The following is a 26862-nucleotide window of genomic DNA, read 5'->3' as shown; positions in this document are numbered from 1 at the left end:
GTCAATTGGTATTCCGGTCACTTCTGACCGGAATACTTTGCCTGGATTTCGGTTGCGACGTTCGACGGAACCGGCGCGTAGTGATCGAAGGTCATCGTGTACTGAGCGCGGCCCTGCGACATGGAGCGCAGGTTGTCGACGTACTTGAACATGTTCGCCAGAGGAACGTTCGCGTTGATGACGACAGCGATACCGCGGCTCTCCTGGCCCTGGATCTGCCCACGGCGAGAGTTCAGGTCGCCGATGACGTCGCCGACATAGTCTTCCGGCGTCACGACTTCGACCTTCATCATCGGCTCGAGCAGCTGAGCGCCAGCCTTCTTTGCCGCCTCGCGGAAGCAAGCGCGCGAGGCGATTTCGAATGCCAGGACCGACGAGTCGACATCGTGGAAGGCACCGTCGACCAGCGTCGCCTTGACGCCGAGCATCGGGAAGCCTGCGAGCGGGCCGGAGGTCAGAACGCTCTCGATGCCCTTCTGGACGCCCGGGATGTATTCCTTCGGAACAGCACCGCCGACGATCTTGGACTCGAACTTGAAGTCGTCGCCTTCCGGGTTCGGTTCGAAGATGATCTTGACGCGCGCGAACTGGCCGGTACCACCGGACTGCTTCTTGTGCGTGTAGTCTTCCTCGTGCGTCTTCGTGATGGTTTCGCGGTAGGCAACCTGCGGCGCGCCGACGGTTGCTTCAACCTTGAACTCGCGACGCATGCGGTCAACGATGATGTCGAGGTGAAGTTCACCCATGCCGGCGATGATCGTCTGGCCTGACTCCTGGTCCGTCTTCACACGGAAGGACGGGTCTTCGGCAGCCAGGCGGTTGAGCGCAAGGCCCATCTTTTCCTGGTCGCCCTTGGTCTTGGGCTCGATGGCGATCTGGATGACCGGCTCGGGGAATTCCATGCGCTCGAGGATAACCGGCTTCAGCGGATCACACAGCGTATCGCCAGTGGTGGTCTCCTTGAGGCCTGCGAGAGCAACGATATCGCCTGCGAAGGCTTCTTCGATGTCTTCACGCGAGTTGGAGTGCATCTGAAGCATGCGGCCGACGCGCTCGCGCTTGTCCTTGACCGTGTTCATGACCGACGCGCCCTTTTCGAGCTTGCCGGAATAGATGCGGGCGAAGGTGAGCGAACCGACGAAGGGGTCGTTCATGATCTTGAAGGCAAGCATGGAGAGCGGCTCGGCGTCATCGGGATGACGCTCGATCTCAGCTTCCGTCTTTACGTCGATACCCTTGATCGCCGGGATGTCGAGCGGCGACGGCAGGTAGTCGACGACGGCATCGAGCAGCGGCTGAACGCCCTTGTTCTTGAAGGCGGTACCGCAGAACATCGGATGGAACTTGACGTCGATGGTGCCGCGGCGAACGAGCGCGCGGATCTGATCGTTGTCCGGCATGTTGCCTTCGAGATAGGCCTCCATTGCGGCTTCGTCGATCTCGACAACCGTCTCGATCAGCTTTTCGCGATATTCTTCAGCCTTGGCCTTCATGTCTTCCGGGATTTCGACGACGTCCCACTGAGCGCCGAGCGATTCGTCGCGCCAGATGAGCGCGTTCATCTCGATCAGGTCGACAACGCCCTTGAACTCGGTTTCTGCGCCGATCGGCAGCTGCATGACGACCGCCGTCGCCCCAAGACGGGTCTTGATCATCTCGACGGAGCGGTAGAAGTCCGCACCGGTCTTGTCCATCTTGTTGCAGAAGATCATGCGCGGAACGTGATACTTCTCGGCCTGGCGCCAGACGGTTTCTGTCTGCGGCTCGACACCGGCGTTGGCATCGAGAAGCGCGATGGCGCCGTCGAGAACGCGCAGCGAACGCTCGACTTCGATCGTGAAGTCGACGTGTCCGGGGGTGTCAATGATGTTGAAGCGGCGCATCTTGCCGTCACGGCCCTTCCAGAAGGTCGTGGTCGCAGCGGAGGTGATCGTGATGCCACGCTCCTGCTCCTGCTCCATCCAGTCCATGGTGGCTGCGCCGTCGTGGACTTCGCCGATCTTGTGCGACTTACCGGTGTAATAAAGAATACGTTCGGTCGTCGTGGTCTTGCCGGCGTCGATGTGCGCCATGATACCGAAATTGCGGTAGTCTTCGATTTTATATTCGCGAGCCATTGTGGACTGCCTTTCGATACCGTTCGGAATTACCAGCGATAGTGCGAGAACGCACGGTTGGCATCGGCCATCTTGTGCGTGTCTTCGCGCTTCTTGACGGCACTGCCGCGGTTGTTGGATGCATCGAGAAGCTCGCCCGAAAGGCGGTCAACCATGGTCGTTTCGTTGCGCTTGCGGGCAGCAGCGATCAGCCAGCGAATGGCGAGAGCCTGGCGGCGCTCCGGACGGACGTCGACCGGGACCTGGTAGGTCGCACCACCAACGCGGCGCGAGCGGACTTCAACGTGCGGGGCGATGTTATCGAGCGCAGCGTGGAAGACCGCGATCGGCTCCTGCTTGGACTTGCCCTGCACGACGTCGAATGCGCCGTATACGATGTTTTCAGCAACGGACTTCTTGCCGTCGAGCATGATGGCATTCATGAACTTCGTGACAACCAGATCGCCGAACTTCGGGTCCGGGTTGATCTCGCGCTTTTCTGCTCTGTGACGTCGGGACATACTTCTCGTCTCTTCAACTGTTAAGGCGCTTTACCACGCGGAGAACCTCGCGCAGCGCCGGAAAACAAAAACCGAATTACTTCGGACGCTTCGCACCGTACTTCGAACGGCGCTGCTTGCGGTTCTTGACACCCTGGGTATCGAGAACGCCGCGGATGATGTGGTAACGGACACCCGGAAGGTCCTTCACGCGGCCGCCACGGATCATGACGACGGAGTGTTCCTGAAGGTTGTGACCTTCGCCGGGAATGTAACCAATGACTTCGAAGCCGTTGGTGAGGCGGATCTTGGCAACCTTACGCAGAGCCGAGTTCGGCTTCTTCGGCGTCGTCGTGTAGACGCGGGTGCAAACGCCGCGCTTCTGCGGGTTTTCCTGCAAGGCAGGAACCTTGTTACGCTTTACACTTGCCTGGCGAGGCTTGCGGATCAGCTGGTTTACGGTAGGCATTCAACCATCCCTTACGTTTATCTCTCAAACCCTTGCGGGGGTAACTCGCGCCGTCTCCGGCAAGATCACACGGCTGTCGTCAATGCGCAAAATGTGGCCCGATCCGCTTGCGCAGATGGACCACTGAAGGCAGAGGACGCAAAAAAGACATGCGTCGTGCGTGCAGGCATCATATCTTCAACGTGCGTTTCGAACCTTGTTTGAGGAGAACTCCAGGACGAGACGTCCCGGACAGCCATGCCTCACATGGGTTCCGATGGCGCGGGTACTACTGGTTTCCCGCTGGTTCGTCAAGGCCGGTTAACAAATAATCTTGGGCGGATCGGCTTGAAACCCTTGCTCCGTGCGCTCTTTGAAGGCTTTTAGACGCAACCGATACCGCATGCCAAGTTGAACTTGGGCATCGCTGCAAAAACGGATAAGGAATCAGCGCTCGCGGGCCCCGCGCCTGTCAAATGCGGATTCGAGTTTCGAATCGCTAAATATCCAAAGGACCGATGAATGATCGAGAAGCCCGACAACGACAACAATTCCGTAGGCCCGATGATCTTCATCATTATCGGCAAGGGCTACGAGTCCGATGGCGCCGAGGGTGTCGACCTGCACGTGATGTTGAAGGCCGCCGATGACGACAGCGCCGTGCGCGAGGCGCTGAACGCCCTTGCGGAAGAGGGCTTCATCGAGGCCGACCTCGACCAGATCGGCATGCTGACCGACGTTCCCGAAGAAGAGCCGCATGCCTCGGCTTACCAAGGCGCGCTCGAAGGCGAAGTCGCCATCATCCGCTTCAACTGAAGACATGGCGAGGCCGGATGCGCTAAAGGTGCTGATCTATGCCACCTGGCGCGGCCGGCTCCTTGTTTTCGACGAACCGGATTTTCCGGACATCGAACTGCAGGTTCCGGGCGGGACGGTCGAACCCGGCGAGGGCCTTGAGCAAGCTGCAGCCCGCGACTTCGCCGAAGAGACAGGTCTTGCGCTGCCCAATACTCTTCGCCCGCTTGCAATCGATGATTACCGCTTTATCAAGAACGGAGCCGCCATCTGCCACCGGCGGCATTACTTTCACGTCGATCTGGAAGGTCCCTACCCCGACACCTGGCTTCATCACGAGATGACGCCGTTCGACGGTGACTGTCCGATCCTGTTCCGCTTTTTCTGGATTGATGTCGCAGCAGCGAAGGCCAAGCTCGGTTATGGAATGCACAATTGCCTCGTCCTGCTTGCCTAACCGGTGCAAGCTGGGAAATTGATCGCTGAGCGTTCATCGCGCTTTGGCAACGTGCTGAAAGTGCCCCCAACGAAACGCTGATCGGTATTTCAACTTAACAAAAGCGTCCTGCCGGTGAACACGAACGGCTTCGACGTCGGCCATGCGGCGGCCAGGGCGGCATCGAGCGATCCCAGGTGATTTTTCCTCATTGGAAAGCCGCATGAGGTTTTTGAGCCCTGTGAACGACTTCCGCAGGATAGGTGGAGGCGGCTGCAAGAAAAATGGAGATCGCTGCCCCTGGCCGCGCGATCAAACAAAAAAACCGCCCGGATCGCTCCGGGCGGTTCTCAGTTCTGAGGCAGGCTGCCTACTATTCGGCAGCCGAAGCGTTTTCGCCGGCCATGTCCTGGAGCATCGGAGTTGCGGCATCCGCGCCCGTGCCCTTGCGGCGTTCTTCGAGGATCATCTCATCGCGCGACGTCGCGATGCGGCGGATTGCCGTCATGGTGCCGCCGGTACCGGCCGGGATGAGCCGTCCGACGATGACGTTTTCCTTGAGACCCTGCAGGCCGTCGGTCTTGCCCGCGATAGCAGCTTCCGTCAGCACCTTCGTCGTTTCCTGGAAGGACGCGGCGGAGATGAAGGACGGGGTCTGCAGCGACGCCTTGGTGATGCCCAGTAGAACCGGCTCGCCATAGGCAGGCTTCTTGCCCTGCTCGATCAGGCCGTCATTGACGTCCTCGAGCTCGATACGGTCGACGTTGTCGCCGACGATATAGGTCGAGTCGCCCGCATCGGTGATTTCCACCTTCTGCAGCATCTGACGGACAATCACTTCGATGTGCTTGTCGTTGATGACAACGCCCTGCAAGCGGTAGACTTCCTGGATTTCGTTGACGAGGTAGGAAGCCAGCGCCTCCACGCCCTTGATCGCCAGGATGTCGTGCGGTGCCGGGTTGCCGTCGAGGATGTAGTCGCCTTTTTCGATATAGTCGCCTTCCTGAAGGTGGAAGGGCTTGCCCTTCGGGATCAGGTATTCGACAGGCTCGACACCGTCTTCCGCCGGCTCGATGATGACGCGGCGCTTGTTCTTGTAGTCACGGCCGAGGCGGATCGTACCATCGATCTCAGCGATGATGGCATGATCCTTCGGGCGGCGGGCTTCGAAGAGTTCGGCAACGCGCGGCAGACCGCCGGTGATGTCCTTGGTCTTGGCGCTTTCCAGCGGCGAACGGGCAAGTACGTCACCCTGCGAGACCTTCTGGCCCGGCTCGACCGAAAGGATCGCGTCGACCGAAAGCAGGAAGCGGGCATCGCCGCCGCGAGACAGCTTGGCGACGTTGCCGCTTGCGTCCTTGATGACGATTGCCGGCTTGAGGTCCGAACCACGTGGGGTCGAACGCCAGTCGATGACCTGACGCTTGGTGATACCCGTTGATTCGTCGGTCGCTTCGAGCACGGAGAGACCGTCGACAACGTCTTCGAACTGAACCGTACCGGCCAGTTCCGTCATTATCGGACGGGTGTAGGGATCCCACTCGGCAAGACGCTGGCCGCGCTTCACCTTGTCGCCCTCGTCCACATAAAGCTTCGAACCGTATGCAACGCGCTGCGAGGAACGCTCGACGCCACGCTCGTCCAGGATCTGGACGGTCATATTGCGACCCATGGCAACGAGGATGCCTTCGGAGTTCCGCAGAAGGTTGCGGTTCTTGATCTGAACCGTACCTTCATAGGAAGCTTCCAGGAACGACTGGTCGACCACGGTTGCCGTACCGCCAAGGTGGAAGGTACGCATGGTGAGCTGTGTGCCTGGCTCGCCGATCGACTGAGCCGCGATGACGCCGACTGCTTCGCCCATGTTGACCGGCGTACCGCGAGCAAGATCGCGGCCGTAGCAGACCGAGCAGACGCCGGTCTGGATCTCGCAGGTCAGTGCCGAACGGATGCGGATCGACTGGATACCGGCCTTTTCGATCTCGACGACGTCTGGCTCGAGGATCATCTTGCCGGCATCGACGATGCGCTCGCCGGTGACCGGGTGATCGATGTTGTCGAGTGCCGTACGGCCGAGGATACGTGCGCCGAGCGAGGCAACGACCTGACCGGCATCGACGATGGCGGTCATGGTGAGGCCCTTGTCGGTGCCGCAATCCACGGAGTTGACGATGCAATCCTGCGCGACGTCGACGAGGCGGCGGGTCAGGTAGCCCGAGTTCGCCGTCTTCAAGGCGGTGTCTGCCAGACCCTTACGGGCGCCGTGCGTCGAGTTGAAGTACTCGTTGACGGTCAAACCTTCCTTGAAGTTCGAGATGATCGGAGTCTCGATGATTTCGCCCGACGGCTTGGCCATCAGGCCGCGCATGCCGCCCAGCTGACGCATCTGGTTCGGAGAACCGCGGGCGCCCGAGTGGCTCATCATGTAGATCGAGTTCATAGGCTTCTGGCGGCCGGTCTTTTCGTCGAACTCGACAGCCTTGATGCGGGCCATCATCTCTTCGGCGACCTTCTCGGTGGCCTTGCCCCAGGCATCGACGACCTTGTTGTACTTTTCGCCCTGTGTGATGAGGCCGTCGTTATACTGCTGCTCGTATTCCTTCACGAGTGCTTCGGTATCGCCGACGATCTTCACCTTGGTATCCGGGATCACCATGTCGTCCTTGCCGAAGGAGATGCCGGCGCGGCAGGCATGCGAGAAGCCGAGCTGCATGATACGGTCGCAGAAAATGACCGTGTCCTTCTGGCCGCAATGACGGTAGACCGTATCGATCATCTTGGAGATGTTCTTCTTGGTCATTTCCTGGTTGCAGATGTCGAAGGGAACCTTGCCGTTTTTCGGAAGCAGTTCGCCGATGAGCAGGCGGCCCGGGGTCGTTTCATAGATCTTGGAGTACGGCTTGCCGTCCTCGCTGATCGACTTGAAGCGGCCGCGGATCTTGGTGTGCAGCGTGACGACCTTGCTTTCGAGTGCATGATGCAGCTCGCCGAGGTCGGAGAAGGCCATGCCTTCGCCCGGCTCGTTCTGGTTCATGATCGAGAGATAGTAGAGGCCGAGAACCATGTCCTGCGACGGAACGATGATCGGTGCGCCGTTTGCCGGGTGCAGGATGTTGTTCGTCGACATCATCAGGACGCGGGCTTCAAGCTGGGCTTCGAGAGACAGCGGCACGTGGACGGCCATCTGGTCACCGTCGAAGTCGGCGTTGAAGGCCGTGCAAACGAGCGGATGCAGCTGAATCGCCTTGCCTTCGACCAGGGTTGGTTCGAAGGCCTGGATGCCTAGGCGGTGCAGCGTCGGTGCGCGGTTCAAGAGAACCGGATGCTCGCGGATGACCTCGTCGAGGATATCCCAGACTTCCGGCTTTTCCTTCTCGACCAGCTTCTTTGCCTGCTTGACCGTCGAGGAATAACCCTTGGCGTCGAGGCGGGCGTAGATGAACGGCTTGAAGAGTTCGAGCGCCATCTTCTTCGGCAGGCCGCACTGGTGCAGCTTCAGCTCCGGGCCGGTCACGATGACCGAACGGCCGGAATAGTCGACGCGCTTGCCGAGCAGGTTCTGGCGGAAGCGGCCCTGCTTGCCCTTGAGCATGTCGGAGAGCGACTTCAGCGGGCGCTTGTTGGCACCCGTGATGACGCGGCCGCGGCGGCCGTTGTCGAACAGCGCATCGACGGATTCCTGCAGCATGCGCTTTTCGTTGCGGATAATGATACCCGGCGCACGAAGCTCGATGAGGCGCTTCAGACGATTGTTGCGGTTGATGACGCGGCGATAGAGATCGTTGAGGTCCGACGTCGCGAAGCGGCCACCATCGAGCGGAACCAGCGGACGCAGATCCGGCGGGATCACCGGAACGACCTTCATGATCATCCATTCCGGACGGTTGCCGGATTCCATGAAGTTCTCGACGATCTTCAGCCGCTTCATCAGCTTCTTCTGCTTGAGATCCGACGTGGTGTCGGCAAGCTCGGAACGCAGATCGCCGGCGATCTTCTCGAGGTTCATCGATGCCAGCATCTCGTAGATGGCTTCAGCGCCGATCATCGCCGTGAACTGGTCTTCGCCATATTCGTCGACGGCCAGCATGTACTCTTCTTCAGAGAGAAGCTGATGCTCCTTAAGAGCCGTCAGGCCCGGCTCGGTGACGATGTAGTTTTCGAAATACAAGACGCGCTCGACATCCTTCAGCGTCATGTCGAGCAAAGTGGAAATGCGGCTCGGCAGCGACTTCAGGAACCAGATGTGGGCAACGGGTGCTGCAAGCTCGATATGGCCCATGCGTTCGCGGCGAACGCGCGACAGTGTAACTTCGACGCCGCACTTTTCGCAGATGATGCCCTTGTATTTCATGCGCTTGTACTTGCCGCAAAGGCACTCGTAATCCTTGATCGGCCCGAAGATGCGCGCGCAGAAGAGACCATCGCGTTCCGGCTTGAACGTGCGGTAGTTGATGGTTTCCGGCTTCTTGATCTCACCGTAGGACCAGGAAAGGATCTTCTCCGGAGAGGCAATCGAAATCCGGATGGAGTCGAAATTCTGTGCAGGCACCTGCGGATTGAAAAGATTCATGACCTCTTGGTTCATGCCTGTCTCCTTCATGGGCGAAAGCGCCCTTAGCTTGCGATGGTCGGCGGCAAATCCCGGGAGCCGCGCCAACGCTCAAAACGACAATAACCGCACAATGCGGCGGAAACGTCCCTGCCCGGCCGCCTCATTACGGGGCCATGGCGGGAACGGCGTGCGCCCTCTTAAGGCGCACACCCCTATCAAGTGGTTACTCGGCTGCGTCCGGCAACTGGCTCGCCTGCTGCAGATCCTCGACCTTCGAGTTCTCCAGTTCGACGGAAAGGCCGAGCGAGCGCATCTCCTTGACGAGGACGTTGAAGCTTTCTGGAATACCCGCTTCGAACGTATCGTCGCCCCGGACGATGGCCTCGTAGACCTTGGTGCGGCCGGCAACGTCGTCCGACTTCACCGTCAGCATTTCCTGCAGCGTGTAGGCTGCGCCGTATGCTTCCAGAGCCCAGACCTCCATTTCGCCGAAGCGCTGGCCGCCGAACTGGGCCTTGCCGCCCAGCGGCTGCTGGGTCACGAGCGAGTAAGGACCGATCGAACGGGCGTGGATCTTGTCGTCGACCAGATGGTTGAGCTTCAGCATGTAGATGTAGCCCACGGTCACCTGACGGTCGAACTGCTCGCCGGTACGGCCGTCATACAGCGTCGACTGACCGGAGTCCTTGAGACCCGCCAGACGCAGCATGTCGTTGACATCGCCTTCATGGGCGCCGTCGAAGACGGGCGTTGCGATCGAAACGCCGCGCTTCCACTGGTCGGCAAGACGCAGAACCGAGTCATCGTCGAAGTCCTTGACCTGCTCGGCCTTCGGACCGTCGCCGACAACGTCGCCGATCGTCTTGCGCAGCGGTTCGATATTGCCGTTCGCCTTGTAGGCTTCGATCAGGTCACCGATCTGCTTGCCCATGCCGGCGCAAGCCCAGCCGAGGTGCGTCTCGAGGATCTGGCCGACGTTCATGCGCGAAGGCACGCCGAGCGGGTTCAGAACGACGTCGACATGCGTGCCGTCTTCGAGGAACGGCATGTCTTCGACCGGAACGATGCGCGACACAACACCCTTGTTGCCGTGACGGCCGGCCATCTTGTCGCCCGGCTGGATTTTGCGCTTCACTGCGACGAAGACCTTGACCATCTTCATGACGCCCGGAGGCATTTCGTCGCCGCGCTGGACCTTTTCGACCTTGTCCATGAAGCGCTGCTCAAGGCGCGACTTCGATTCGTCGTACTGGCCGCGGAGTGCTTCGAGTTCGCTCTGGACCTTCTCGTCCTCGACTGCGAACATCCACCACTGCGAGCGGGGGTATTCGGAGACGACGGCGTTCGATAGCTCTGTGCCCTTCTTGAAGCCCTTCGGGCCGGCGATGGACATCTGGCCGCGGAGCATCTCGATCAGACGGCCGTAGACGTTACGGTCGAGAATCGCCTGCTCGTCGTCACGGTCCTTGGCAAGACGCTCGATCTCTTCGCGCTCGATTGCCATCGCGCGCTCGTCCTTTTCAACGCCGTGGCGATTGAAAACTCGCACTTCGACGATCGTGCCGTAAGTGCCTGGTGGCATGCGCATCGACGTATCGCGGACATCGGACGCCTTTTCGCCGAAGATGGCGCGCAGGAGCTTTTCTTCCGGCGTCATCGGGCTTTCGCCCTTCGGCGTGATCTTGCCGACAAGGATATCACCCGGCTGAACTTCGGCGCCGATGTAGACGATGCCTGCTTCGTCGAGGTTCTTCAGCGCTTCTTCCGAAACATTCGGGATATCGCGCGTGATTTCTTCGGGACCAAGCTTCGTGTCGCGCGCCATCACTTCGAATTCTTCGATGTGGATGGAGGTGAACACGTCGTCGGCAACGATACGCTCGGAGAGCAGGATCGAATCTTCGTAGTTATAGCCGTTCCACGGCATGAACGCGACGAGTGCGTTGCGGCCGAGAGCCAGGTCGCCGAGATCGGTCGACGGACCGTCCGCGAGAATGTCGCCGCGGTTGACAACGTCACCGACGGTGACCAGCGGACGCTGGTTGACGCAAGTGTTCTGGTTCGAACGCTGGAACTTCTGCAGCCGGTAGATATCGACACCGGACTTGCCGGCCTCGAGGTCTTCCGTTGCGCGGATAACGATACGCGTGGCGTCGACCTGGTCGACGACGCCACCGCGGCGCGCACCGATAGCTGCACCGGAGTCGCGAGCAACGACGGGCTCCATGCCGGTGCCGACGAACGGAGCTTCGGCACGCAGCAACGGAACAGCCTGACGCTGCATGTTCGAGCCCATGAGGGCGCGGTTCGCGTCGTCGTTTTCAAGGAACGGGATAAGAGCGGCTGCAACCGAAACGACCTGCTTCGGCGAGACGTCCATCAGGTTCATGCTGTCGCGCGGAGCGAGCATGACCTCGCCGGCGTGACGGCATACGACGAATTCGTCGACGAACGAACCATCCTTGTCGAGCTCGGCGTTGGCCTGTGCGACGTAGTACTTCGCCTCTTCCATGGCCGACAGATAAAGAACATCGTTCGTCACCTTGCCGTCGACGATGCGGCGATACGGGCTTTCGATGAAGCCGTACTTGTTGACGCGCGCAAAGGTCGCCAGCGAGTTGATGAGACCGATGTTCGGGCCTTCCGGCGTTTCGATCGGGCAAATACGACCGTAGTGGGTCGGATGAACGTCGCGGACTTCAAAGCCGGCGCGCTCACGGGTCAGACCGCCCGGGCCAAGTGCCGAGAGACGACGCTTGTGGGTGATTTCCGACAGCGGGTTGACCTGGTCCATGAACTGCGAGAGCTGCGAGGAGCCGAAGAATTCGCGAACGGCGGCAGCTGCCGGCTTCGCGTTGATCAGATCCTGCGGCATGACCGTGTCGATTTCGATCGAGGACATGCGCTCCTTGATCGCGCGCTCCATGCGCAAAAGGCCCAGACGGTACTGGTTCTCCATCAGCTCGCCGACCGAACGGACGCGGCGGTTGCCAAGGTTGTCGATATCGTCGATCTCGCCCTTGCCGTCACGCAGCTCGACGAGCATCTTGACCACGGCCAGGATGTCGTCCTTGCGCAGGACGCGGACAGTGTCTTCCACGTCGAGGTCGAGACGCATGTTCATCTTTACGCGGCCGACGGCGGAGAGATCGTAACGCTCCGCATCGAAGAACAGCGAGTTGAACATGGCTTCGGCCGATTCCATGGTCGGCGGTTCACCCGGACGCATGACACGGTAGATGTCGAACAGCGCATCCTGGCGGTTCTCGTTCTTGTCGGCGTTGAGCGTGTTGCGGATGTAGGCGCCGACATTGATGTGGTCGATGCCGAGAACCGGGATTTCGTCAAAACCGTTGGCGAGGATGACCGGCAAGGTCTTCTCGTCGATTTCGTCCCCGGCCTCGAGATAGATCTCACCCGTCGAGTAGTTGACGATGTCCTCTGCAAGGTAGTTGCCGTAGAGGTCGTCGTCCGTCGCCTTCAGAGCCTTGAGCCCCTTGTCGGAAAGCTGGCGGAGCAGACGCGGGGTCAGCTTCTTGCCCGCTTCGACCACGACTTCGCCGGTGTCGGCGTCGACCATCTCGGTGATTGCCTTGGCGCCCTTCAGCGCCTCGGGCTGGAAGGGAATGCGCCAGCCTTCGCCGTCGCGCTTGTAGAGCGACTTGGTGTAGAAAGTGTCGAGGATTTCCTCGCCATCCATGCCGAGGGCCATCAGCAGCGACGACACCGGAATCTTGCGGCGGCGGTCGATACGGGCGTAGACGATGTCCTTGGCGTCGAACTCGATGTCGAGCCAGGAGCCGCGATACGGGATAACGCGGGCGGCGAAGAGCAACTTGCCGGAAGAATGGCTCTTGCCCTTGTCGTGGTCGAAGAAGACGCCCGGCGACCGGTGCATCTGGGACACGATCACGCGCTCGGTACCGTTCACGATGAACGTGCCATTGTTCGTCATGAGCGGCATGTCGCCCATGTAGACGGACTGTTCCTTGATGTCCTTGATCGACTTGGCGCCGGTATCCTCGTCGATATCGAACACGATCAGGCGGAGGGTAACTTTCAGCGGCGCCGCATAGGTCAGGTCGCGCTGGCGGCATTCGTCGACGTCGAACTTGGGCGGTTCGAACTCGTAGGACACGAATTCCAGCATCGAAGCGCCGGAGAAATCCGTGATCGGGAAAACTGATTTGAAGACGGCCTGAAGGCCTTCGTCAGGGCGGCCGCCCTTGGGCTCTTCAACCATCAGGAATTGGTCGTAGGACGCCTTTTGAACCTCGATGAGGTTCGGCATTTCTGCGACTTCGGGGATCTTACCAAAAAACTTGCGTACGCGCCTACGACCGTTGAACGAAAGGGTCTGAGCCATCGTCGCTCCTTCAAAATTGCATCCGGGCCTGCAACGGACGGGAATCGCTGGCCAGGCGATCCCGTCGATCAATGGATAATCCAATCTCGTCCCACTTCCCGAAGCCACATGGCCGGATTGCCCTGCGCTTCGGTTCGAGACCATGCTCTTGAAGAACCCATTACCCAAAAGCCGTTTTCACGCGGCTTTTGGGTAATTCGTTCACAAAAACGGCAAATGGGAGACGGTGAAGACCGCCTCCCAGATGCAGTTCAAGATTACTTGACGTCGGCCTTTGCGCCAGCGTCTTCAAGCTTCTTCTTGATGTCAGCGGCTTCAGCCTTGGAAACGGCTTCCTTGACAGCCTTCGGAGCGGCTTCAACGAGGTCCTTGGCTTCCTTGAGGCCGAGGCCGGTGATGGCGCGGACTTCCTTGATGACATTGATCTTGTTGGCGCCGGCATCCGTGAGGATGACGTCGAACTCAGTCTTTTCTTCTTCAGCAGCGGCAGCAGCGCCACCAGCACCACCAGCAGCGGCAGCAACAGCTACCGGAGCAGCAGCGGAAACGCCCCACTTTTCTTCGAGAAGCTTGGACAGTTCTGCAGCTTCCAGAACGGTCAGCGAGGAGAGGTCGTCTACGATCTTTGCGAGATCAGCCATTTTATCAGTTCCTTTTGTTCGGTTCGAACCGGTTTTCTATAAACAGCGAAAAACCGCCTTAAGCGGCTTCGTCCTTCTTGGCGTAAGCCGAAAACACGCGGGCAAGCTGGCTTGCCGGTGCTGCAACAACGCCTGCGATGCGGGTAGCCGGTGTCTGGATCATGCCCAGCAGCTTCGCGCGCAGTTCGTCCAACGACGGCAGGGTCGCAAGCGACTTGACTGCATCGGCGTTGAGCGTGGTTGTTCCCATGGCGCCGCCGAGCACAACGATCTTGTCGTTGCCCTTGGCGAAATCCACGACGACTTTCGGAGCGGTGATCGGATCGGCGCTGTATGCAATCAGCGTCTGACCGGTGAAGAGATTGGAAATCCCTTCCGCCTCCGTACCCTGAAGGGCGATCTTGGCCAGGCGGTTCTTCGCGACTCTGACGGTGCCGCCAGCAGCGCGCATCTTGGAACGAAAGTCGTTCATCTGCGCGACTGTAGCACCAGCATAGTGGGCCACGACAACCGAGCCCGAAGCCTTGAAGACTTCGTTCAGTTCCGTGACGAATTCGCGTTTTTCCGCTCTTTCCACTGCCTATCTCCAGTTGGCGGGACCGTGAAACGGACCCACCGGGTTGCCTTTGCCTCCCGGGATCAGAAGTGATCCCAAGCGGCGCTTGAGGATCCTGCCCCCTCGCGCTTCGCGCCAAAAAGGCCGAAGGCACAAGGCATCCAAGGCTCGAACCAAATCCATGAAGCTGAGCTTCATCGAAATTCGGGTCTTACCCGTCTCATGCAGGCCAAAGTGATTAAGGGAAAACCACCTGCAATCTCGGACAGGATTCCGGATTTCTCCGGAATATTCCGGCCCCCTTTCGAGGCCGGAATTCTTGCCACCGGGCAAAGCCCGATGAAATTCGTTAAGCGGCCGTGACCGACGACGGATCGATCTTGACGCCCGGGCCCATGGTCGAAGAGATCGCTACGCGCTTGACGTAGTTGCCCTTTGCGCCAGCCGGCTTCGCCTTGATGACGGCATCAGCGAAGGCACGGATGTTTTCTTCCAGCGCCTTTGCGTCGAAGGATGCCTTGCCGATGCCGGCGTGAACGATGCCAGCCTTCTCGACCCGGAACTCTACGGCGCCGCCCTTGGAGGCCTTGATCGCCCCGGCAACGTCCATGGTGACCGTTCCGACCTTCGGGTTCGGCATCATGCCGCGCGGGCCGAGTACCTTACCGAGACGGCCGACGAGCGGCATCATGTCCGGGGTCGCGATGACACGATCGAAATCGATCTTGCCGCCCTGGACGATTTCGACCAGCTCTTCTGCGCCGACGATGTCAGCACCGGCCGCCTTGGCTTCGTCAGCCTTGGCGCCGCGAGCGAAAACGGCGACGCGAACGTCACGGCCCGTACCGTTCGGCAGGTTGACCACGCCGCGAACCATCTGGTCTGCGTGACGCGGATCGACGCCGAGGTTCATGGCGACTTCGATGGTTTCATCGAACTTGGCGACAGCCCGGTCCTTGACCATGCCGATCGCAAGGTTCAGTGCATAGAGCTTCGTGGGATCAACACCTTCGTTGATCTTCTTGGTGCGCTTGCCAGCCATGGTCTTAACCTACCACTTCCAGGCCCATGGCGCGGGCAGAGCCCTCGATCATCGCCATTGCACCTTCGATATCTGCTGCGTTCAGGTCCTTCATCTTCGCTTCGGCAATCGCCTTGACCTGAGCCTTGGTCAGCTTGCCTGCGACGGAGCCCTTGCCGGGCGTCTTCGAACCGGACTGGATCTTCGCTTCCTTCTTGAGGAAGTAGCTGACGGGCGGCTGCTTCATCACGAAGGTAAAGGACTTGTCCTGGTAGTAGGTGATGACAACCGGGATCGGCATACCCTTTTCCATTTCCTGCGTGGCGGCATTGAACGCCTTGCAGAATTCCATGATATTGATGCCACGCTGACCAAGCGCCGGGCCGATCGGCGGGGACGGGTTTGCCGATCCTGCCTTGACCTGGAGCTTGAGCTGGCCTGCAACTTTCTTAGCCATAACTCTCTGCCTTTCATTGATGACCGGTTGCCCGGCCAGTGATGCCGGATTTCTCCGGCGGCTGCGGTTGCGTGGTGCGGATTTTAAGGCCCGGCTAAGACCCCTCACCTTCCACGCGGTTGGCGGCTACCGCCGCGCGGGAACCGGTCAGTAACCGACCGGCTTCCATCTCGAGAATCAGACCTTTTCGACCTGACCGTATTCCAGCTCGACCGGCGTGGCCCGACCGAAGATCGACACCTCCACCTTCAGGCGCGAACGCTCTTCGTCCACATCCTGAACCGTGCCGTTGAACGATGCGAACGGGCCATCCGAAACGCGGACCTGCTCGCCGATTTCGAAGGTCACCGAAGCCTTCGGCCGCTCGACACCTTCCTGGACCTGGCCGAGTATGCGCTCGGCTTCGGAATCGGGAATCGGAACGGGCTTGTTGTCGGAGCCGAGGAAGCCTGTGACCTTCGGCGTGTTCTTGATCAGGTGGTAGGCCTCGTCCGTCAGGTTCGCTCGAACCATGACATAGCCCGGAAAGAACTTGCGCTCGCTGTCGACCTTGCGGCCGCGGCGCACTTCAACCACCTTCTCGGTCGGCACGAGGATCTTTTCGAAGAGATGCTCGAGCCCCTTCTGCCTGGCCTTCTCCTCGATGGATTCAGCCACCTTCTTCTCAAAATTCGAATACGCGTGGACGATATACCAACGTGCCGCCATCTTATATCTCCACCCGATCAGTTGCCGGTGTTGAGCACGTAGCTCAAAGCCCAGCCAATCAGCTGGTCAGCAGCAAAGAAAAACAGCGCGGCAAAGACGACCATCACCAGAACCATGATCGTCGAGATCATGGTCTCGCGGCGAGACGGCCAGGTAACCTTGGACGTTTCGGTGCGAACCTGCTGCAGGAACGCAAACGGATTGGATTTGGATGCCATCGACTGCCCACGCAATTACGGCGCGTAAAGCTGAACATATCAGCCCCACGCACCGCGTGTCTGTTGAACCCTACATAAACACCGATTCCCAAATGCACAAGAGGAAAACCGACGTCTAGCGAAATTAGCCATAGTGCCCTCCCCGACGGACCGCTGCGAGAACGTCCGCGCTTCCTTCGAAGAAGATGGCAGGGGCAGAGGGGCTCGAACCCCCGACCTGCGGTTTTGGAGACCGCCGCTCTACCAGCTGAGCTATACCCCTTTACGCTTTACATTCAGCCCTTTGACCATGGAGGTCGAAGCGCTTCCTGAAAGCATGGCGCTCCCTTTAAGACGGTGGCACGGGATATGCAAGTGCGATTTTCGATTTTTCCCAATCCGCCGTCACCCCGGCATGGGCAGCGGTCAGAGCTTCACATACTTGCGCCAGTCGTGCTCTTCCTTGAAGCCAAGGACTTCGCGGATCTTGCGGTTGGAAAGCAGGCCCTCATGCTCGCCGATCTCGCGGGTGAAGGGCACGTTCGGAAAGAAGCGCTTGGCGAGTTCCTTCGATGGAATATTGGCGGTTACGGTGTCGTTCACTGCATTGAAGACCTGGAAACCCAATCCGCTCTTTTCGATACACAGGTGGACGACCTGCCCGAGATCGCGCGCGTCGATATAGTTCCACGCGTTGCGCCGACGCGTCTCCGGATTGGCGATGAAGCCGGGAAACCTGTCGTATTCATGCGGCTCGATGACATTTCCGATGCGCAGGGCATAGATATCGGCACCGGACCGCTCGGCGAAAGCGCGCGCCGTCTTTTCGTTCAGCACCTTCGACAGGCCATAGCTGTCCATTGGATCGACGTCGTAGTCTTCCTCCAGCGGAAACTGATGGAAATCCTTCTTCCCCTCCGCAAAGCAGACGCCATAGGTGGTCTCGCTGGAGGCAAGGATGATCTTCCTGACGCCGAGCTTCACCGACGCCTCGAGGACATTGTAGGTGCCCATCGTGTTGATCCGGAACGTCTCGTTGTCGGTCTTGATCAGAATGCGCGGTATCGCAGCGAAATGCACGACAGCGTCGAAGCCCTGGACGCCGCTTCCCGTCTCCAGGTCGGGAAGATCGCGGTGCATGGACAGCGCGTTGAAGACCTCGCCGCTGTCGGTGATGTCGGCAACCAGGTTGGTGACGCCGGGGCTGTCGAGCGGCACCAGATCGACGTTGTGAACCTCATAGCCGGCATTCACCAGCCACGGCACGACATGACGTCCGGCCTTGCCCGAACCGCCCGTAAAAAGTATGCGCTTCTTCATGAAATCTCCTCCGCATCATGAAATAGAAGGAATAGATAAAGGCTCCGCAACAGGGGGCAAGGTTAAGGCGTGGTGATCGAGAACCAACGATCAAATTTCGCCTGAGCAGCCTCAACGTCCATGATTCATGCCACTTCTCCTGCCCGCGCGCACGAATCTTGACGTCGTCGGCCACCTGCATACATGCACAATTCCAGCGGGCTCTTGAAGAACTTGCCGAGCCGAACAGGGGTATCGGCGCTGTTCTACGTCCGAACGTCAACAGCAATTCAACGCAAAAGCCCCGCCGTTTCCAGCGGGGCTTCCTCAATTCAGGCCGATCCCGGAATTTACTCTACGATCGATGCAACGATACCGGCGCCGACGGTGCGGCCGCCTTCGCGGATGGCGAAGCGCAGCTTTTCTTCCATGGCGATCGGCACGATCAGCTCGACGTCAACCGTGACGTTGTCACCCGGCATCACCATTTCCGTGCCTTCCGGCAGCGTCACGATGCCCGTCACGTCCGTCGTGCGGAAGTAGAACTGCGGACGGTAGTTGGTGAAGAACGGCGTATGACGGCCGCCTTCTTCCTTCGTCAGGATGTAGGCTTCAGCCTTGAACTTCTTGTGCGGCTTCACCGAACCCGGCTTGCACAGGATCTGGCCACGCTCGACGCCGTCGCGGTTCACGCCGCGGATCAGTGCGCCGATGTTGTCGCCGGCCTGGCCCTGGTCGAGCAGCTTGCGGAACATTTCAACGCCGGTCACCGTCGTCTTCGAGGTCGGGCGGATGCCGACGATCTCGACTTCTTCGCCAACCTTGACGATACCGCGCTCGACGCGGCCGGTCACGACCGTACCGCGGCCCGAGATCGAGAACACGTCTTCGATCGGCATCAGGAACGGCTGGTCGATCGGACGCTCAGGCGTCGGGATGTAGGCGTCCACCTGAGCCATCAGCTCGCGGATCGCGTCTTCGCCAATCTTCTTGTCGGAATCTTCAAGAGCAGCCAGCGCCGAACCCTTGACGACCGGAATGTCGTCGCCCGGGAAGTCGTAGGACGACAGCAGTTCGCGCACTTCCAGCTCGACGAGTTCGAGAAGCTCGGCGTCGTCAACCTGGTCGACCTTGTTCAGGAACACCACGATTGCCGGAACGCCCACCTGGCGGGCGAGCAGGATGTGTTCGCGGGTCTGCGGCATCGGGCCGTCGGCAGCCGAGCAGACCAGGATCGCGCCGTCCATCTGTGCGGCACCGGTGATCATGTTCTTGACGTAGTCGGCGTGGCCGGGGCAGTCAACGTGCGCGTAGTGACGGTTGGCCGTCTCGTACTCGACGTGCGCCGTCGAAATCGTGATGCCGCGGGCCTTTTCTTCCGGCGCAGCGTCGATCTGGTCATACGCCTTGAACTCGCCGAAATACTTCGTGATCGCCGCCGTCAGAGACGTCTTGCCGTGGTCAACGTGGCCGATCGTGCCGATGTTAACGTGCGGCTTGTTGCGCTCAAACTTACTCTTTGCCATTTGAATGCTTCCTGTGAACGAAATGGGTGACCCCGGCGAGCCGGTTTAGTGCCGCCGTTTAAGGCTTTCGGCGGGATTGCGCAAGACCTAATTGCGAACGCCATTCTTGGCTTGCAAGCGCATATGGGAGACAATTCGCGCCGAGCAAGACGATTCGCCAGGAACCCGGCGAAAATCGTTGAAACCAAGGGAAAATCGCGGCCGGGCAGCGGTATCCATGCGTGATCCCGCAGGCACGTCGTTCAAGCTGACGCGATCCCAAAACTCCCAAACGAGCAAAAGCGCTTCAAGCTTTGGCGGCTGGTCGCACGGCCTGGCGTGAGCCTAATTCGGGATCTTGTTATAAAACGACTCTGGATCATAGACACAGGCATAGTCGAGGACACAGAGGTTACCACCGGCATCCCGCAAACTGGTCGTCGAACGCTTGTCGCCCAGCCTGCAGCGCGCCGGCGGATAGCGGAAACTGCGACCGCCGATACCTATTCGGACAAATACCGTTTTGTTTTGCCGGATAAACTGGGCGAGCTCGCCACAGCTGTGATCGCGGGCCCTGATTTCCACGGCCTCGGCGGCAAGGGCTGCCGAGGGAAGCAAAAATGCAGCGGCCAAGATCAAGTTTCGCATGATGCCTCTCATGGAGCCCAGTTAAGCAGCAGTATCCGGGTCGTTCAAACGGAAATTTTGCCCCTGAAGGCACGCCAAAAACCGCGCGGAACGCGCGCCTTGGCGAAGAACCGAAAGGCTTGGAGCGGGTAGCGGGAATCGAACCCGCGTATTCAGCTTGGAAGGCTGCTGCTCTACCATTGAGCTATACCCGCGGGGTGGTCCGATCCAAGTGACGAATGGTGGAGAGAGTTGGATTTGAACCAACGTAGGCTGAGCCAACGGATTTACAGTCCGTCCCCTTTAACCACTCGGGCATCTCTCCAGTTCTTCGTCTGGATCGTAACCAAGCTCGAAGACCCAGGAGCATTGCCGCCCCTCGATCTGCGCCGCGTATATGACCGGAGCATTTGCCCATGTCAACATGAGGACAATAGAAAAAACACGAAAAATTTCGTCGGCCGTTGAAAGCCGCCGCCGGCAAAGAAACCCTATGCGCCGGCAAGCACCGCCGTTATAAAGCTGCATGAGCAAAGACAACAAATCCGGCGGCAAGCCCGCAACCGACAAGTCCCCCAAGGATACGCACTACGCCACTTTGCGGCGTGCCCACCGCGATGCCAAGCGCGAGCGCGGCGAAATTCCGACGCCGCATCCGCAAAAGCGTAAACGCGGCGGCCAGGATTGGAAGGCGCCCGCACTCGCCGCCGACCAGGTCTATCTCTACGGCCTGCATACAGTGCGCGCCGCAATCGAAAATCCCGAGCGGAAAAACGTCAAGCTGACGGTGACGCAGAACGCGCTCGCCCGCCTCGAAATCGATGCCGGTCACCTTGCCATTCCGATCGAGATCGTCTCGCCGCAGGATATCGACAAGGTGCTCGGCCCCGATGCGATCCATCAGGGCGTGATGCTGGAGACCCGCCCGCTGCCCGTCCGTCGACTTCAGGCGCTGAAGGACAGCCCCCTGCTTTTGGTGCTCGACCAGGTCACCGATCCGCACAATGTCGGCGCTATCATGCGCTCGGCCGTCGCCTTCAATGCAGGCGCCGTTATCACCACGCAAAGACACAGCCCGACCGAATCGGGCGTGCTTGCGAAATCGGCTTCCGGCGCGCTCGAACTCATTCCCTATATACAGATCACCAATCTTGCAGACGCGCTCGGTGAATTGCACCGGCTCGGCTTCTTCTCGATCGGCCTGGATTCTGAAGGACCGGAGCCGATCGAGGGCACGTTCTCGGGCGAGAAGGTTGCGCTCGTCCTCGGTTCCGAAGGCAAGGGCCTCAGGCAGAAGACGCGCGAGACCGTCAGCGCGCTTGCGCGGCTCGACATGCCGGGGGAGATCAAATCACTGAACGTCTCGAACGCGGCTGCGATCGCGATGTATGCCGCCCGCCTTCATCTGAAGAAATGAGCCGGCGTCTCAAAATGAACGAATCGCGGGCCTAAGGCTCGCCGGAGCGCAGCTTCAAGGAGCGCGCGCAACAGCAAGAGAGAAGGAAAATACCCGGCATGGCAATCCGGCCCCTCCTGTTCGGCATCCTGTTCATCGCAGTCTTCGTCGCCATCATTCTCAGTATCATATGGGTCGATCCCATCCAGCCGACGCGCCAGCCGGATCCTCTGGCGCCTGTGACGCCCGCACCCACACCGACACCACCGGCGCAATAGCCGCCGGTTGGCACCGGCGGCTATTGCGTTTGCTGATCGTCGACCGCCTCCGCCAGCCCGATCCTCGCTATCCCGATGCTGCCGCCCTTTTTGAGGGCGACCCACACGAAGGTTGCATCAACAAGCCCTCCGGCGATCACAGATCGATGCTGAAATACAAGTGTTGCGGCCGGTGGTGATGCCCCCAGTATTGGCGTTCCCTCCACCTGCGTTCGGCACGCCAGGGCCGATAGTGGCGCTCATAGGCATACGGATGATGGCGCCCGTAACGGCGCTCATGTCGCCACGAATGGCGCCAATGGCGGCGATGATCACGGTAGTGCACCTTCACGACGTCGCTCTTGTCGACGGAAGCAACAGGTGCATATGCGGGAGTGGCAACCACGGGTTCAACGGCAACGGCGAGCGATCCGAGCGACAGAAGGGCTGCAATGGCGAAACGGGCAATTCTCATGGCTCATCTCCTTGATGAAGGTGAGCCAAATCTGCGCTTCCTGCCCTGAACTCCTCCTGAATCGCTACTTCAGCTTTTGTTCATGAAATGGAGACGGATCGGGTCTATAATCGATCACGAAATCGCGCCCAGGCCGGATTTTTTCTTTACAGAGCCGAAGAATCTGCTAGTTGGCACGCATTGCCCTTGTAGCTCAGTTGGTAGAGCACCTGATTTGTAATCAGGGGGTCGCGGGTTCGAACCCTGCCGGGGGCACCATTGCTTCGCCATACGCGCCCCATCCCCGTCCCCACGTCCCGGTTGCAATCGTCTGTCGAAGCCTGGTGCCTTGCTCTGCGTCAGTTGCTGCCGTCGTTCGAGCGTGACTTTCGCGCCTCGCTATTGGTCGAGGATGCCGTTTTTCCGTCGGCCTGCTGGCCGAAATAGGTGCCGCCGAGATGGCCGCCGGCGCTGGTGTTTTCGACCTGGCGTTCGGCCCGCTTCACTAGCTTTTTGACGTCTGTCTTGCTCATCTTGCCGCTCCATTGGCTGGTGGTGACCTGGACACAACGACACGCGGCCAAGAGAGTTCCGTCTTCCCGGGGACCCGGCGCAACGGACCGCGGCGTTGCTTTGATTGGCTGTTTCCTTGACAAATCGACCCGGCGCACGTGAAAGTACCTCGCTCGTCGACGCTACGACAATTATGGATTGCGATATCGAATGCCTAAAAAGCCGAAACTCGAATACTCCGAATTTGCCGGTGAATTCACCGAGGACGGCGTTACCGTGCTCGTCGATATCTTCCGGACAGCCGGCTCCAACGAGGACTGGTCGATGGAAGTCGTGACGCAGGAGGAAGACCTCATCCGCTGGGACGAACCGTTTGCGACCGACCGCGAGGCGTTTGACGAGTTCCTGGCAACAATCGCCCGTGACGGCATTCGCTCGTTTCTGGACGATACCGAGCAATCCGTGCACTGACCGGCCTGAATTCGCTATCCACCGATTGACCGGGCGTCTTCGCGCTCTTGCCAAACTTATGATATGGTCGTCACGGGAGTGAGGTGATGCGACGGTATAATCTCCGGCATGAAGCCGATGATCGCTGGCTTGTTGTTGATGGAATGACAATGCAGCTAGCCGCCTTGGACGGTATCCCGATCTGCGGCATGCAGTGGGCGGAGGCCTGCGACATGGTCGATCTTATGAATACCCTCGACAGCATCGAACGCGCAGCCGATCGCTACGCGGCTTCCGCCGGAGCCCCTGACGGGCGCCTTTCAGCCTCCTGAAATCCGCAGCCGCAGCTGGCAGGGGCCCCTCCAGGTCTTGTTGCTGCCGCAAGGGAACAAATCCGCCGTCCACCGGTTCGAATCGTCAAGGAGGATCGAAGCATGGTTGCGGATTATCTTTGGCTCTTCGCTATCGCCGGCGGCACCTTCCTTCTCGGTTGCGCGATCGCTTACGGAATGCTCACAAACCGCAAGCTCTCGCGCAGCGAGCAGGACGCGCAGGACCGCCAGGTGAGGAAACTCTACGACAAGCCGCCGCATGAGGCATCTCGATGAGTCGGCGGTATGCTTGGGCGGTCGCCATCGCGCTGGCGATTGCCGCCGTTCTTGCCGCCGAGAGCGCCGGCTATTTCGAGACGGCCCAGACGCCCGGCCGGCCATCCCCCCATGCAATCAACCAGTCACAGTAGCAGCCAGTCACAGCAGGAGATCGACATGCAAGGTCAGGACAACAGGTTTGATTCCGGCACGGATGATGCACGCTGCTCGGACACTGCGGCCGCTGCCGAGCGTCGGGAGGAGGCCAAGTTGCAGGCCGCGCGCGGGCTTGCCTGCGGGATGGGCCATCACGAGGGTTCGCTGGATATCGAGCCGCAGCAGGTCAACCGAGCGCGCGAGCGCCCCATTGGAGAAATCGGGCCAGACGAAAGCGAACAACGGGCCGCCCTGAAGGAGCAGGCCGGCGTGAACGGCGATCTCTACATCGTCGAACCGGACCTGGAAGAGCGGGATCAGCGCGAAGCAGCGCCGGGGGCGCGAGAGCAGAAATAGCGACAGCCGTCGCCTCTTCGCCAGGCCCCGCGGAGGCGGCAGAGTTGCTTGCGTGCAAAAAACCTTGTCGCATAAGCCCTTTATCCTTTAGCTAGGCGAAAATCATAAAGGGCATCACATGGGCCGTTCGTTTCAGACGCTTTGTTTCCTCGCTTCCTCGGCAACCGAGGCGCTTGCTGCGCGCGAAGAGTTGATTCGGCTCTACGGGGAGGTTCCCGCCGAACAAGCCGATGTCATCGTGGCGCTCGGAGGCGACGGATTCATGCTGCAGACGCTGCACAGCACGATGAATTCCGGCAAGCTCGTCTATGGCATGAACCGCGGTTCCGTCGGTTTCCTGATGAACGACTATCGCACCGAGAAACTGCAGGACCGCATCTGCGCGGCCGTCGAGAATGCCTTCCATCCCCTGCAGATGACGACGGCCAACGCCGACGGCACCAATTCCACGGCACTCGCGATCAACGAAGTCTCGCTCTTCCGTCAGTCCTACCAGGCCGCCAAGCTGCGCGTCGAGGTCGACGGGCATGTGCGTCTTGCGGAACTGATCTGCGACGGCCTCATGGTGGCAACCCCGGCGGGCTCCACCGCATACAATCTTTCCGCCCACGGCCCGATCCTGCCGCTGGAAGCACCGCTGCTTGCCATGACGCCGGTCAGCGCCTTCCGCCCCCGGCGCTGGCGCGGCGCGCTGCTGCCGAACAAGGTGACGGTCGACATCCATATTCTCGAGGCCGAAAAGCGGCCTGTGAATGCAGTTGCCGACAATGCCGAGGTCAAGTCCGTGCTGCATATCCGCATCGCCCAGTCGGAGCACATGACGGCGCGCATCCTTTCCGATCCGGACCGCTCATGGTCGGATCGCATTCTTGCCGAACAGTTCGAGGATTGAGGCCATGCAGCTTCGGCTCGCTTTTCTTGCCGCAGCGCTCGTCACCGGCCACCCAGGCCTTGCGAGGCCGGCCGACACGATCCTTCCGCCCGCCGTGATCTTTGCAACCAGCACCGGCTATTGGGAGGAAAGCCGCGCCGATATCGCGATCGAGCGTGCGCCGGGCGCAGCAAGCGATCCGGAAAAAGCGGAGCCTCAACCGCGCCGCGGCTATTACAAGCTCTTTTCCGTCCGCCAGCCGGACAAGACGTCGAAAATCTACCTGCAGCAAATCGCGCAGGCAGACGGCGGCCCGGAAATCGTCTCCAGCGTCGAGCTGCAAGAATTCACGCAGCTCAAACCCTATGTCACCGATATCCGGCCGGAAAGTTCCACGGGCATGAGCAAGCAGCCGGGCCTCTTCGCCACGGTCTATCTGAAGACCGATCCGAATGCCGAATCCGAGGGCTGGACCGTGCTGATCGACGAGTTCGGCGAGATCACCGTCGAGAAGGCGACGAACTGACTGCTTGAACCGGCCTGCCCGTACAAACCGTTCGAACGCACTCGCGCAGCCAGCGATGCGCCGGATCGAGGTCCGTCCGGGGGTGCCACAACAGCGAGATCGTAATGTCCGGCGGCGAAACCGGCAGAGGGAAAGAGAACAGCCCGTCACGCAGGTTTCCCGTGTAGCGTTCGGGGACGCTGGCGATCAGATCCGAGGCACGCGCCAGGGCCAGAGCTTCCGAAAAGCCGCCGACGACCGTTACGATCTCCCGTTTCAGACCCAATGGCTCAAGCGCATCATCGATCAGGCCCCTGTCGAGCCCGCGCCGCGAAACGAGAATATGCCGCCCGGCAGCGTAACGGGCAGGCGTGACCGCGACTTCGCACAACGGATGCCCCATGCGGACAACGCCGACGAAGCGGTCTCGAAACAGCGCTTGCGCGCGCACCTCCGGCCCCATGGCTTGTCCCACGACGCCCGTTTCCAGGTCAACGCTGCCATCGCGCAGCGCCGCGCTGTCCCGGTCCGGCTTTGGTACGAAACGCAACTGCACGCCTTTTGCCTGTTGGCCGACGCGCGCAATGAGATCGGGCCCGAAATTCTCGACAAAGCCATCCTGGTTTCTGAGGGTGAATGTCCGCACAAGCCGTGTCAGGTCGAGTGTCTCTGCGGGGCGAAGGACGTCTTCGGCGTCCTGCACGAGCTGGCAGACGCGCTCGCGAAGCTCGAGCGCCCGCGGCGTCGCAACAAGGCCGCGCCCGGCCCGGACCAGCAGCGGATCGCCGGTCGCCTTGCGCACTCTCGCCAGCGCTCGGCTCATCGCGGACGGGCTTAGCCGCAGCCTTTTGGCGGCGCGGGCGACGCTGCCTTCCGCCAGAAGCACATCAAGGGTGATAAGCAGATTGAGATCGGGATGCGACATATGGGCGACCATAGCACGGCCGGCGCAATTTGACATGGCGTCAAACGCACGAATGGAATGCATATGATGCGCCTACCGCCCCATCATGCCGCGGGCTACCTCTACCCAAACCACAAATTTGGAGTAGCTCTTCATGATAACGGTCCGATTTGCCCCTGCCGCTTTCCCTATCGCCATCGTGATC

Annotated in this window: 28 protein-coding genes and 4 tRNA genes; 12 read left to right on the top strand and 20 right to left on the bottom strand. The window is 60.1% G+C overall.

Annotated elements, in window-relative coordinates:
* Positions 1–17: 17 nt before the first annotated feature.
* The 3 genes from fusA to rpsL form a co-directional block, all read right to left on the bottom strand.
* Complete coding sequence (gene fusA / locus EV130_RS21505; RefSeq protein WP_074060953.1) at positions 18–2117, bottom strand: elongation factor G; 2100 nt, start codon at positions 2115–2117, stop codon at positions 18–20.
* Positions 2118–2146: 29 nt separating this feature from the next.
* The gene (rpsG, locus tag EV130_RS21500) at positions 2147–2617 is read right to left on the bottom strand and encodes a 30S ribosomal protein S7 (RefSeq protein ID WP_022719192.1); all 471 of its coding nucleotides are present in this window, start codon (positions 2615–2617) and stop codon (positions 2147–2149) included.
* Between the two features lie 76 nt (positions 2618–2693).
* Positions 2694–3065: a 30S ribosomal protein S12 gene (gene rpsL / locus EV130_RS21495; protein ID WP_022719193.1), complete on the bottom strand. Its 372-nt coding sequence runs from the start codon at positions 3063–3065 to the stop codon at positions 2694–2696.
* A gap of 501 nt (positions 3066–3566) precedes the next feature.
* Between rpsL and EV130_RS21490 the strand changes: the two genes are divergently transcribed.
* Entirely contained in the window at positions 3567–3860 is a 294-nt protein-coding gene (locus EV130_RS21490; RefSeq protein ID WP_074060952.1) for a transcriptional regulator, read from the top strand.
* A gap of 4 nt (positions 3861–3864) precedes the next feature.
* Positions 3865–4296 (top strand): NUDIX hydrolase, encoded by a 432-nt coding sequence (locus EV130_RS21485; protein WP_132661288.1) that lies wholly within the window; start codon positions 3865–3867, stop codon positions 4294–4296.
* Positions 4297–4648: 352 nt separating this feature from the next.
* On the opposite strand, the gene rpoC is transcribed toward EV130_RS21485, so the two are convergent.
* The 14 genes from rpoC to EV130_RS21415 all read right to left on the bottom strand — a co-directional run bounded on the left by rpoC (position 4649) and on the right by EV130_RS21415 (position 20529).
* A complete protein-coding gene (rpoC, locus tag EV130_RS21480; RefSeq protein ID WP_074060950.1) occupies positions 4649–8860 on the bottom strand; it encodes a DNA-directed RNA polymerase subunit beta' in 4212 nt (1403 codons plus the stop codon).
* Positions 8861–9050: 190 nt separating this feature from the next.
* Entirely contained in the window at positions 9051–13193 is a 4143-nt protein-coding gene (gene rpoB / locus EV130_RS21475) for a DNA-directed RNA polymerase subunit beta (protein ID WP_074060949.1), read from the bottom strand.
* A gap of 257 nt (positions 13194–13450) precedes the next feature.
* Positions 13451–13834, bottom strand: a complete 384-nt coding sequence (gene rplL, locus EV130_RS21470; protein ID WP_022719200.1) for a 50S ribosomal protein L7/L12 — start codon at positions 13832–13834, stop codon at positions 13451–13453.
* Between the two features lie 58 nt (positions 13835–13892).
* Positions 13893–14411, bottom strand: a complete 519-nt coding sequence (gene rplJ, locus EV130_RS21465; protein ID WP_022719201.1) for a 50S ribosomal protein L10 — start codon at positions 14409–14411, stop codon at positions 13893–13895.
* 328 nt (positions 14412–14739) lie between these two features.
* Positions 14740–15432, bottom strand: a complete 693-nt coding sequence (gene rplA, locus EV130_RS21460; RefSeq protein WP_022719202.1) for a 50S ribosomal protein L1 — start codon at positions 15430–15432, stop codon at positions 14740–14742.
* 4 nt (positions 15433–15436) lie between these two features.
* Positions 15437–15868, bottom strand: a complete 432-nt coding sequence (gene rplK, locus EV130_RS21455; protein WP_022719203.1) for a 50S ribosomal protein L11 — start codon at positions 15866–15868, stop codon at positions 15437–15439.
* A gap of 177 nt (positions 15869–16045) precedes the next feature.
* A complete protein-coding gene (gene nusG / locus EV130_RS21450; protein WP_074060948.1) occupies positions 16046–16576 on the bottom strand; it encodes a transcription termination/antitermination protein NusG in 531 nt (176 codons plus the stop codon).
* Positions 16577–16593: 17 nt separating this feature from the next.
* The gene (gene secE, locus EV130_RS21445; RefSeq protein ID WP_039844632.1) at positions 16594–16794 is read right to left on the bottom strand and encodes a preprotein translocase subunit SecE; all 201 of its coding nucleotides are present in this window, start codon (positions 16792–16794) and stop codon (positions 16594–16596) included.
* A 186-nt stretch (positions 16795–16980) separates the two neighbouring features.
* A tRNA-Trp gene (locus EV130_RS21440) sits at positions 16981–17056 on the bottom strand.
* 143 nt (positions 17057–17199) lie between these two features.
* Positions 17200–18093, bottom strand: coding sequence for an NAD-dependent epimerase/dehydratase family protein (locus EV130_RS21435; RefSeq protein WP_074060947.1), 894 nt, complete (start codon positions 18091–18093; stop codon positions 17200–17202).
* 329 nt (positions 18094–18422) lie between these two features.
* Entirely contained in the window at positions 18423–19598 is a 1176-nt protein-coding gene (gene tuf / locus EV130_RS21430) for an elongation factor Tu (protein ID WP_039844630.1), read from the bottom strand.
* 324 nt (positions 19599–19922) lie between these two features.
* A complete protein-coding gene (locus EV130_RS21425; RefSeq protein WP_074060946.1) occupies positions 19923–20225 on the bottom strand; it encodes a hypothetical protein in 303 nt (100 codons plus the stop codon).
* A 120-nt stretch (positions 20226–20345) separates the two neighbouring features.
* A tRNA-Gly gene (locus EV130_RS21420) sits at positions 20346–20419 on the bottom strand.
* A 25-nt stretch (positions 20420–20444) separates the two neighbouring features.
* A tRNA-Tyr gene (locus EV130_RS21415) sits at positions 20445–20529 on the bottom strand.
* 201 nt (positions 20530–20730) lie between these two features.
* Here EV130_RS21415 and rlmB point away from each other — a divergent pair.
* Positions 20731–21621: a 23S rRNA (guanosine(2251)-2'-O)-methyltransferase RlmB gene (gene rlmB / locus EV130_RS21410; RefSeq protein ID WP_074060945.1), complete on the top strand. Its 891-nt coding sequence runs from the start codon at positions 20731–20733 to the stop codon at positions 21619–21621.
* 98 nt (positions 21622–21719) lie between these two features.
* Complete coding sequence (locus EV130_RS32650; protein ID WP_165918554.1) at positions 21720–21878, top strand: hypothetical protein; 159 nt, start codon at positions 21720–21722, stop codon at positions 21876–21878.
* Positions 21879–22014: 136 nt separating this feature from the next.
* Here EV130_RS32650 and EV130_RS21405 read toward each other — a convergent pair whose 3' ends face one another.
* Positions 22015–22332: a hypothetical protein gene (locus EV130_RS21405; protein ID WP_074060944.1), complete on the bottom strand. Its 318-nt coding sequence runs from the start codon at positions 22330–22332 to the stop codon at positions 22015–22017.
* Between the two features lie 182 nt (positions 22333–22514).
* Between EV130_RS21405 and EV130_RS21400 the strand changes: the two genes are divergently transcribed.
* Positions 22515–22590 (top strand) — tRNA-Thr (locus EV130_RS21400).
* A gap of 80 nt (positions 22591–22670) precedes the next feature.
* Here the strand turns inward: EV130_RS21400 and EV130_RS32645 are convergent.
* Positions 22671–22844 carry a hypothetical protein gene (locus tag EV130_RS32645; RefSeq protein WP_165918553.1) on the bottom strand — a complete coding sequence of 58 codons (174 nt, stop codon included), beginning with the start codon at positions 22842–22844 and terminating at the stop codon, positions 22671–22673.
* Between the two features lie 190 nt (positions 22845–23034).
* Here EV130_RS32645 and EV130_RS21395 point away from each other — a divergent pair, with 190 nt between their 5' ends.
* From EV130_RS21395 to EV130_RS21375, 7 genes are all read left to right on the top strand, one after another.
* Positions 23035–23295, top strand: coding sequence for a hypothetical protein (locus EV130_RS21395; protein ID WP_074060943.1), 261 nt, complete (start codon positions 23035–23037; stop codon positions 23293–23295).
* A gap of 149 nt (positions 23296–23444) precedes the next feature.
* Positions 23445–23606, top strand: coding sequence for a hypothetical protein (locus EV130_RS21390; protein WP_245520081.1), 162 nt, complete (start codon positions 23445–23447; stop codon positions 23604–23606).
* 102 nt (positions 23607–23708) lie between these two features.
* Positions 23709–23882 carry a hypothetical protein gene (locus EV130_RS32640; protein ID WP_155774420.1) on the top strand — a complete coding sequence of 58 codons (174 nt, stop codon included), beginning with the start codon at positions 23709–23711 and terminating at the stop codon, positions 23880–23882.
* Positions 23879–24016, top strand: a complete 138-nt coding sequence (locus EV130_RS32635) for a hypothetical protein (protein ID WP_155774419.1) — start codon at positions 23879–23881, stop codon at positions 24014–24016. Before EV130_RS32640 ends, EV130_RS32635 begins: the two co-directional genes overlap by 4 nt.
* A gap of 25 nt (positions 24017–24041) precedes the next feature.
* Positions 24042–24377 (top strand): hypothetical protein, encoded by a 336-nt coding sequence (locus EV130_RS21385; RefSeq protein ID WP_074060941.1) that lies wholly within the window; start codon positions 24042–24044, stop codon positions 24375–24377.
* A gap of 118 nt (positions 24378–24495) precedes the next feature.
* Positions 24496–25269 (top strand): NAD kinase, encoded by a 774-nt coding sequence (locus EV130_RS21380; protein WP_132552193.1) that lies wholly within the window; start codon positions 24496–24498, stop codon positions 25267–25269.
* Positions 25270–25273: 4 nt separating this feature from the next.
* Positions 25274–25774 carry a hypothetical protein gene (locus EV130_RS21375; protein ID WP_132661283.1) on the top strand — a complete coding sequence of 167 codons (501 nt, stop codon included), beginning with the start codon at positions 25274–25276 and terminating at the stop codon, positions 25772–25774.
* Here the strand turns inward: EV130_RS21375 and EV130_RS21370 are convergent.
* Entirely contained in the window at positions 25749–26678 is a 930-nt protein-coding gene (locus EV130_RS21370) for a LysR family transcriptional regulator (RefSeq protein ID WP_132661340.1), read from the bottom strand. The genes EV130_RS21375 and EV130_RS21370 overlap by 26 nt on opposite strands.
* Positions 26679–26862: the final 184 nt, after the last annotated feature.

This window comes from Rhizobium azibense (genome assembly GCF_004342325.1).
GTDB lineage: Bacteria > Pseudomonadota > Alphaproteobacteria > Rhizobiales > Rhizobiaceae > Rhizobium > Rhizobium etli_B.
Note: the sequence above shows the minus strand (reverse complement) of the source record. Positions and strands in the feature narration are given on the sequence as shown.

Coding starts and splice junctions, on each gene's coding strand:
- EV130_RS32650 (WP_165918554.1), top strand. CDS start 21,720: ATGGCAATCCGGCCCCTCCTGTTCGGCATCCTGTTCATCGCAGTCTTC.
- EV130_RS32640 (WP_155774420.1), top strand. CDS start 23,709: ATGGTTGCGGATTATCTTTGGCTCTTCGCTATCGCCGGCGGCACCTTC.
- EV130_RS21435 (WP_074060947.1), bottom strand. CDS start 18,093: ATGAAGAAGCGCATACTTTTTACGGGCGGTTCGGGCAAGGCCGGACGT.
- EV130_RS21395 (WP_074060943.1), top strand. CDS start 23,035: ATGCCTAAAAAGCCGAAACTCGAATACTCCGAATTTGCCGGTGAATTC.
- tuf (WP_039844630.1), bottom strand. CDS start 19,598: ATGGCAAAGAGTAAGTTTGAGCGCAACAAGCCGCACGTTAACATCGGC.
- EV130_RS32645 (WP_165918553.1), bottom strand. CDS start 22,844: ATGAGCAAGACAGACGTCAAAAAGCTAGTGAAGCGGGCCGAACGCCAG.
- EV130_RS21370 (WP_132661340.1), bottom strand. CDS start 26,678: ATGTCGCATCCCGATCTCAATCTGCTTATCACCCTTGATGTGCTTCTG.
- secE (WP_039844632.1), bottom strand. CDS start 16,794: ATGGCATCCAAATCCAATCCGTTTGCGTTCCTGCAGCAGGTTCGCACC.
- EV130_RS21375 (WP_132661283.1), top strand. CDS start 25,274: ATGCAGCTTCGGCTCGCTTTTCTTGCCGCAGCGCTCGTCACCGGCCAC.
- rplK (WP_022719203.1), bottom strand. CDS start 15,868: ATGGCTAAGAAAGTTGCAGGCCAGCTCAAGCTCCAGGTCAAGGCAGGA.
- EV130_RS21385 (WP_074060941.1), top strand. CDS start 24,042: ATGCAAGGTCAGGACAACAGGTTTGATTCCGGCACGGATGATGCACGC.
- rplA (WP_022719202.1), bottom strand. CDS start 15,432: ATGGCTGGCAAGCGCACCAAGAAGATCAACGAAGGTGTTGATCCCACG.
- rplL (WP_022719200.1), bottom strand. CDS start 13,834: ATGGCTGATCTCGCAAAGATCGTAGACGACCTCTCCTCGCTGACCGTT.
- EV130_RS21380 (WP_132552193.1), top strand. CDS start 24,496: ATGGGCCGTTCGTTTCAGACGCTTTGTTTCCTCGCTTCCTCGGCAACC.
- rpoC (WP_074060950.1), bottom strand. CDS start 8,860: ATGAACCAAGAGGTCATGAATCTTTTCAATCCGCAGGTGCCTGCACAG.
- EV130_RS21405 (WP_074060944.1), bottom strand. CDS start 22,332: ATGAGAATTGCCCGTTTCGCCATTGCAGCCCTTCTGTCGCTCGGATCG.
- rlmB (WP_074060945.1), top strand. CDS start 20,731: ATGAGCAAAGACAACAAATCCGGCGGCAAGCCCGCAACCGACAAGTCC.
- EV130_RS32635 (WP_155774419.1), top strand. CDS start 23,879: ATGAGTCGGCGGTATGCTTGGGCGGTCGCCATCGCGCTGGCGATTGCC.
- rpsL (WP_022719193.1), bottom strand. CDS start 3,065: ATGCCTACCGTAAACCAGCTGATCCGCAAGCCTCGCCAGGCAAGTGTA.
- EV130_RS21425 (WP_074060946.1), bottom strand. CDS start 20,225: ATGCGAAACTTGATCTTGGCCGCTGCATTTTTGCTTCCCTCGGCAGCC.
- rpsG (WP_022719192.1), bottom strand. CDS start 2,617: ATGTCCCGACGTCACAGAGCAGAAAAGCGCGAGATCAACCCGGACCCG.
- EV130_RS21390 (WP_245520081.1), top strand. CDS start 23,445: ATGCAGCTAGCCGCCTTGGACGGTATCCCGATCTGCGGCATGCAGTGG.
- nusG (WP_074060948.1), bottom strand. CDS start 16,576: ATGGCGGCACGTTGGTATATCGTCCACGCGTATTCGAATTTTGAGAAG.
- rpoB (WP_074060949.1), bottom strand. CDS start 13,193: ATGGCTCAGACCCTTTCGTTCAACGGTCGTAGGCGCGTACGCAAGTTT.
- EV130_RS21490 (WP_074060952.1), top strand. CDS start 3,567: ATGATCGAGAAGCCCGACAACGACAACAATTCCGTAGGCCCGATGATC.
- fusA (WP_074060953.1), bottom strand. CDS start 2,117: ATGGCTCGCGAATATAAAATCGAAGACTACCGCAATTTCGGTATCATG.
- EV130_RS21485 (WP_132661288.1), top strand. CDS start 3,865: ATGGCGAGGCCGGATGCGCTAAAGGTGCTGATCTATGCCACCTGGCGC.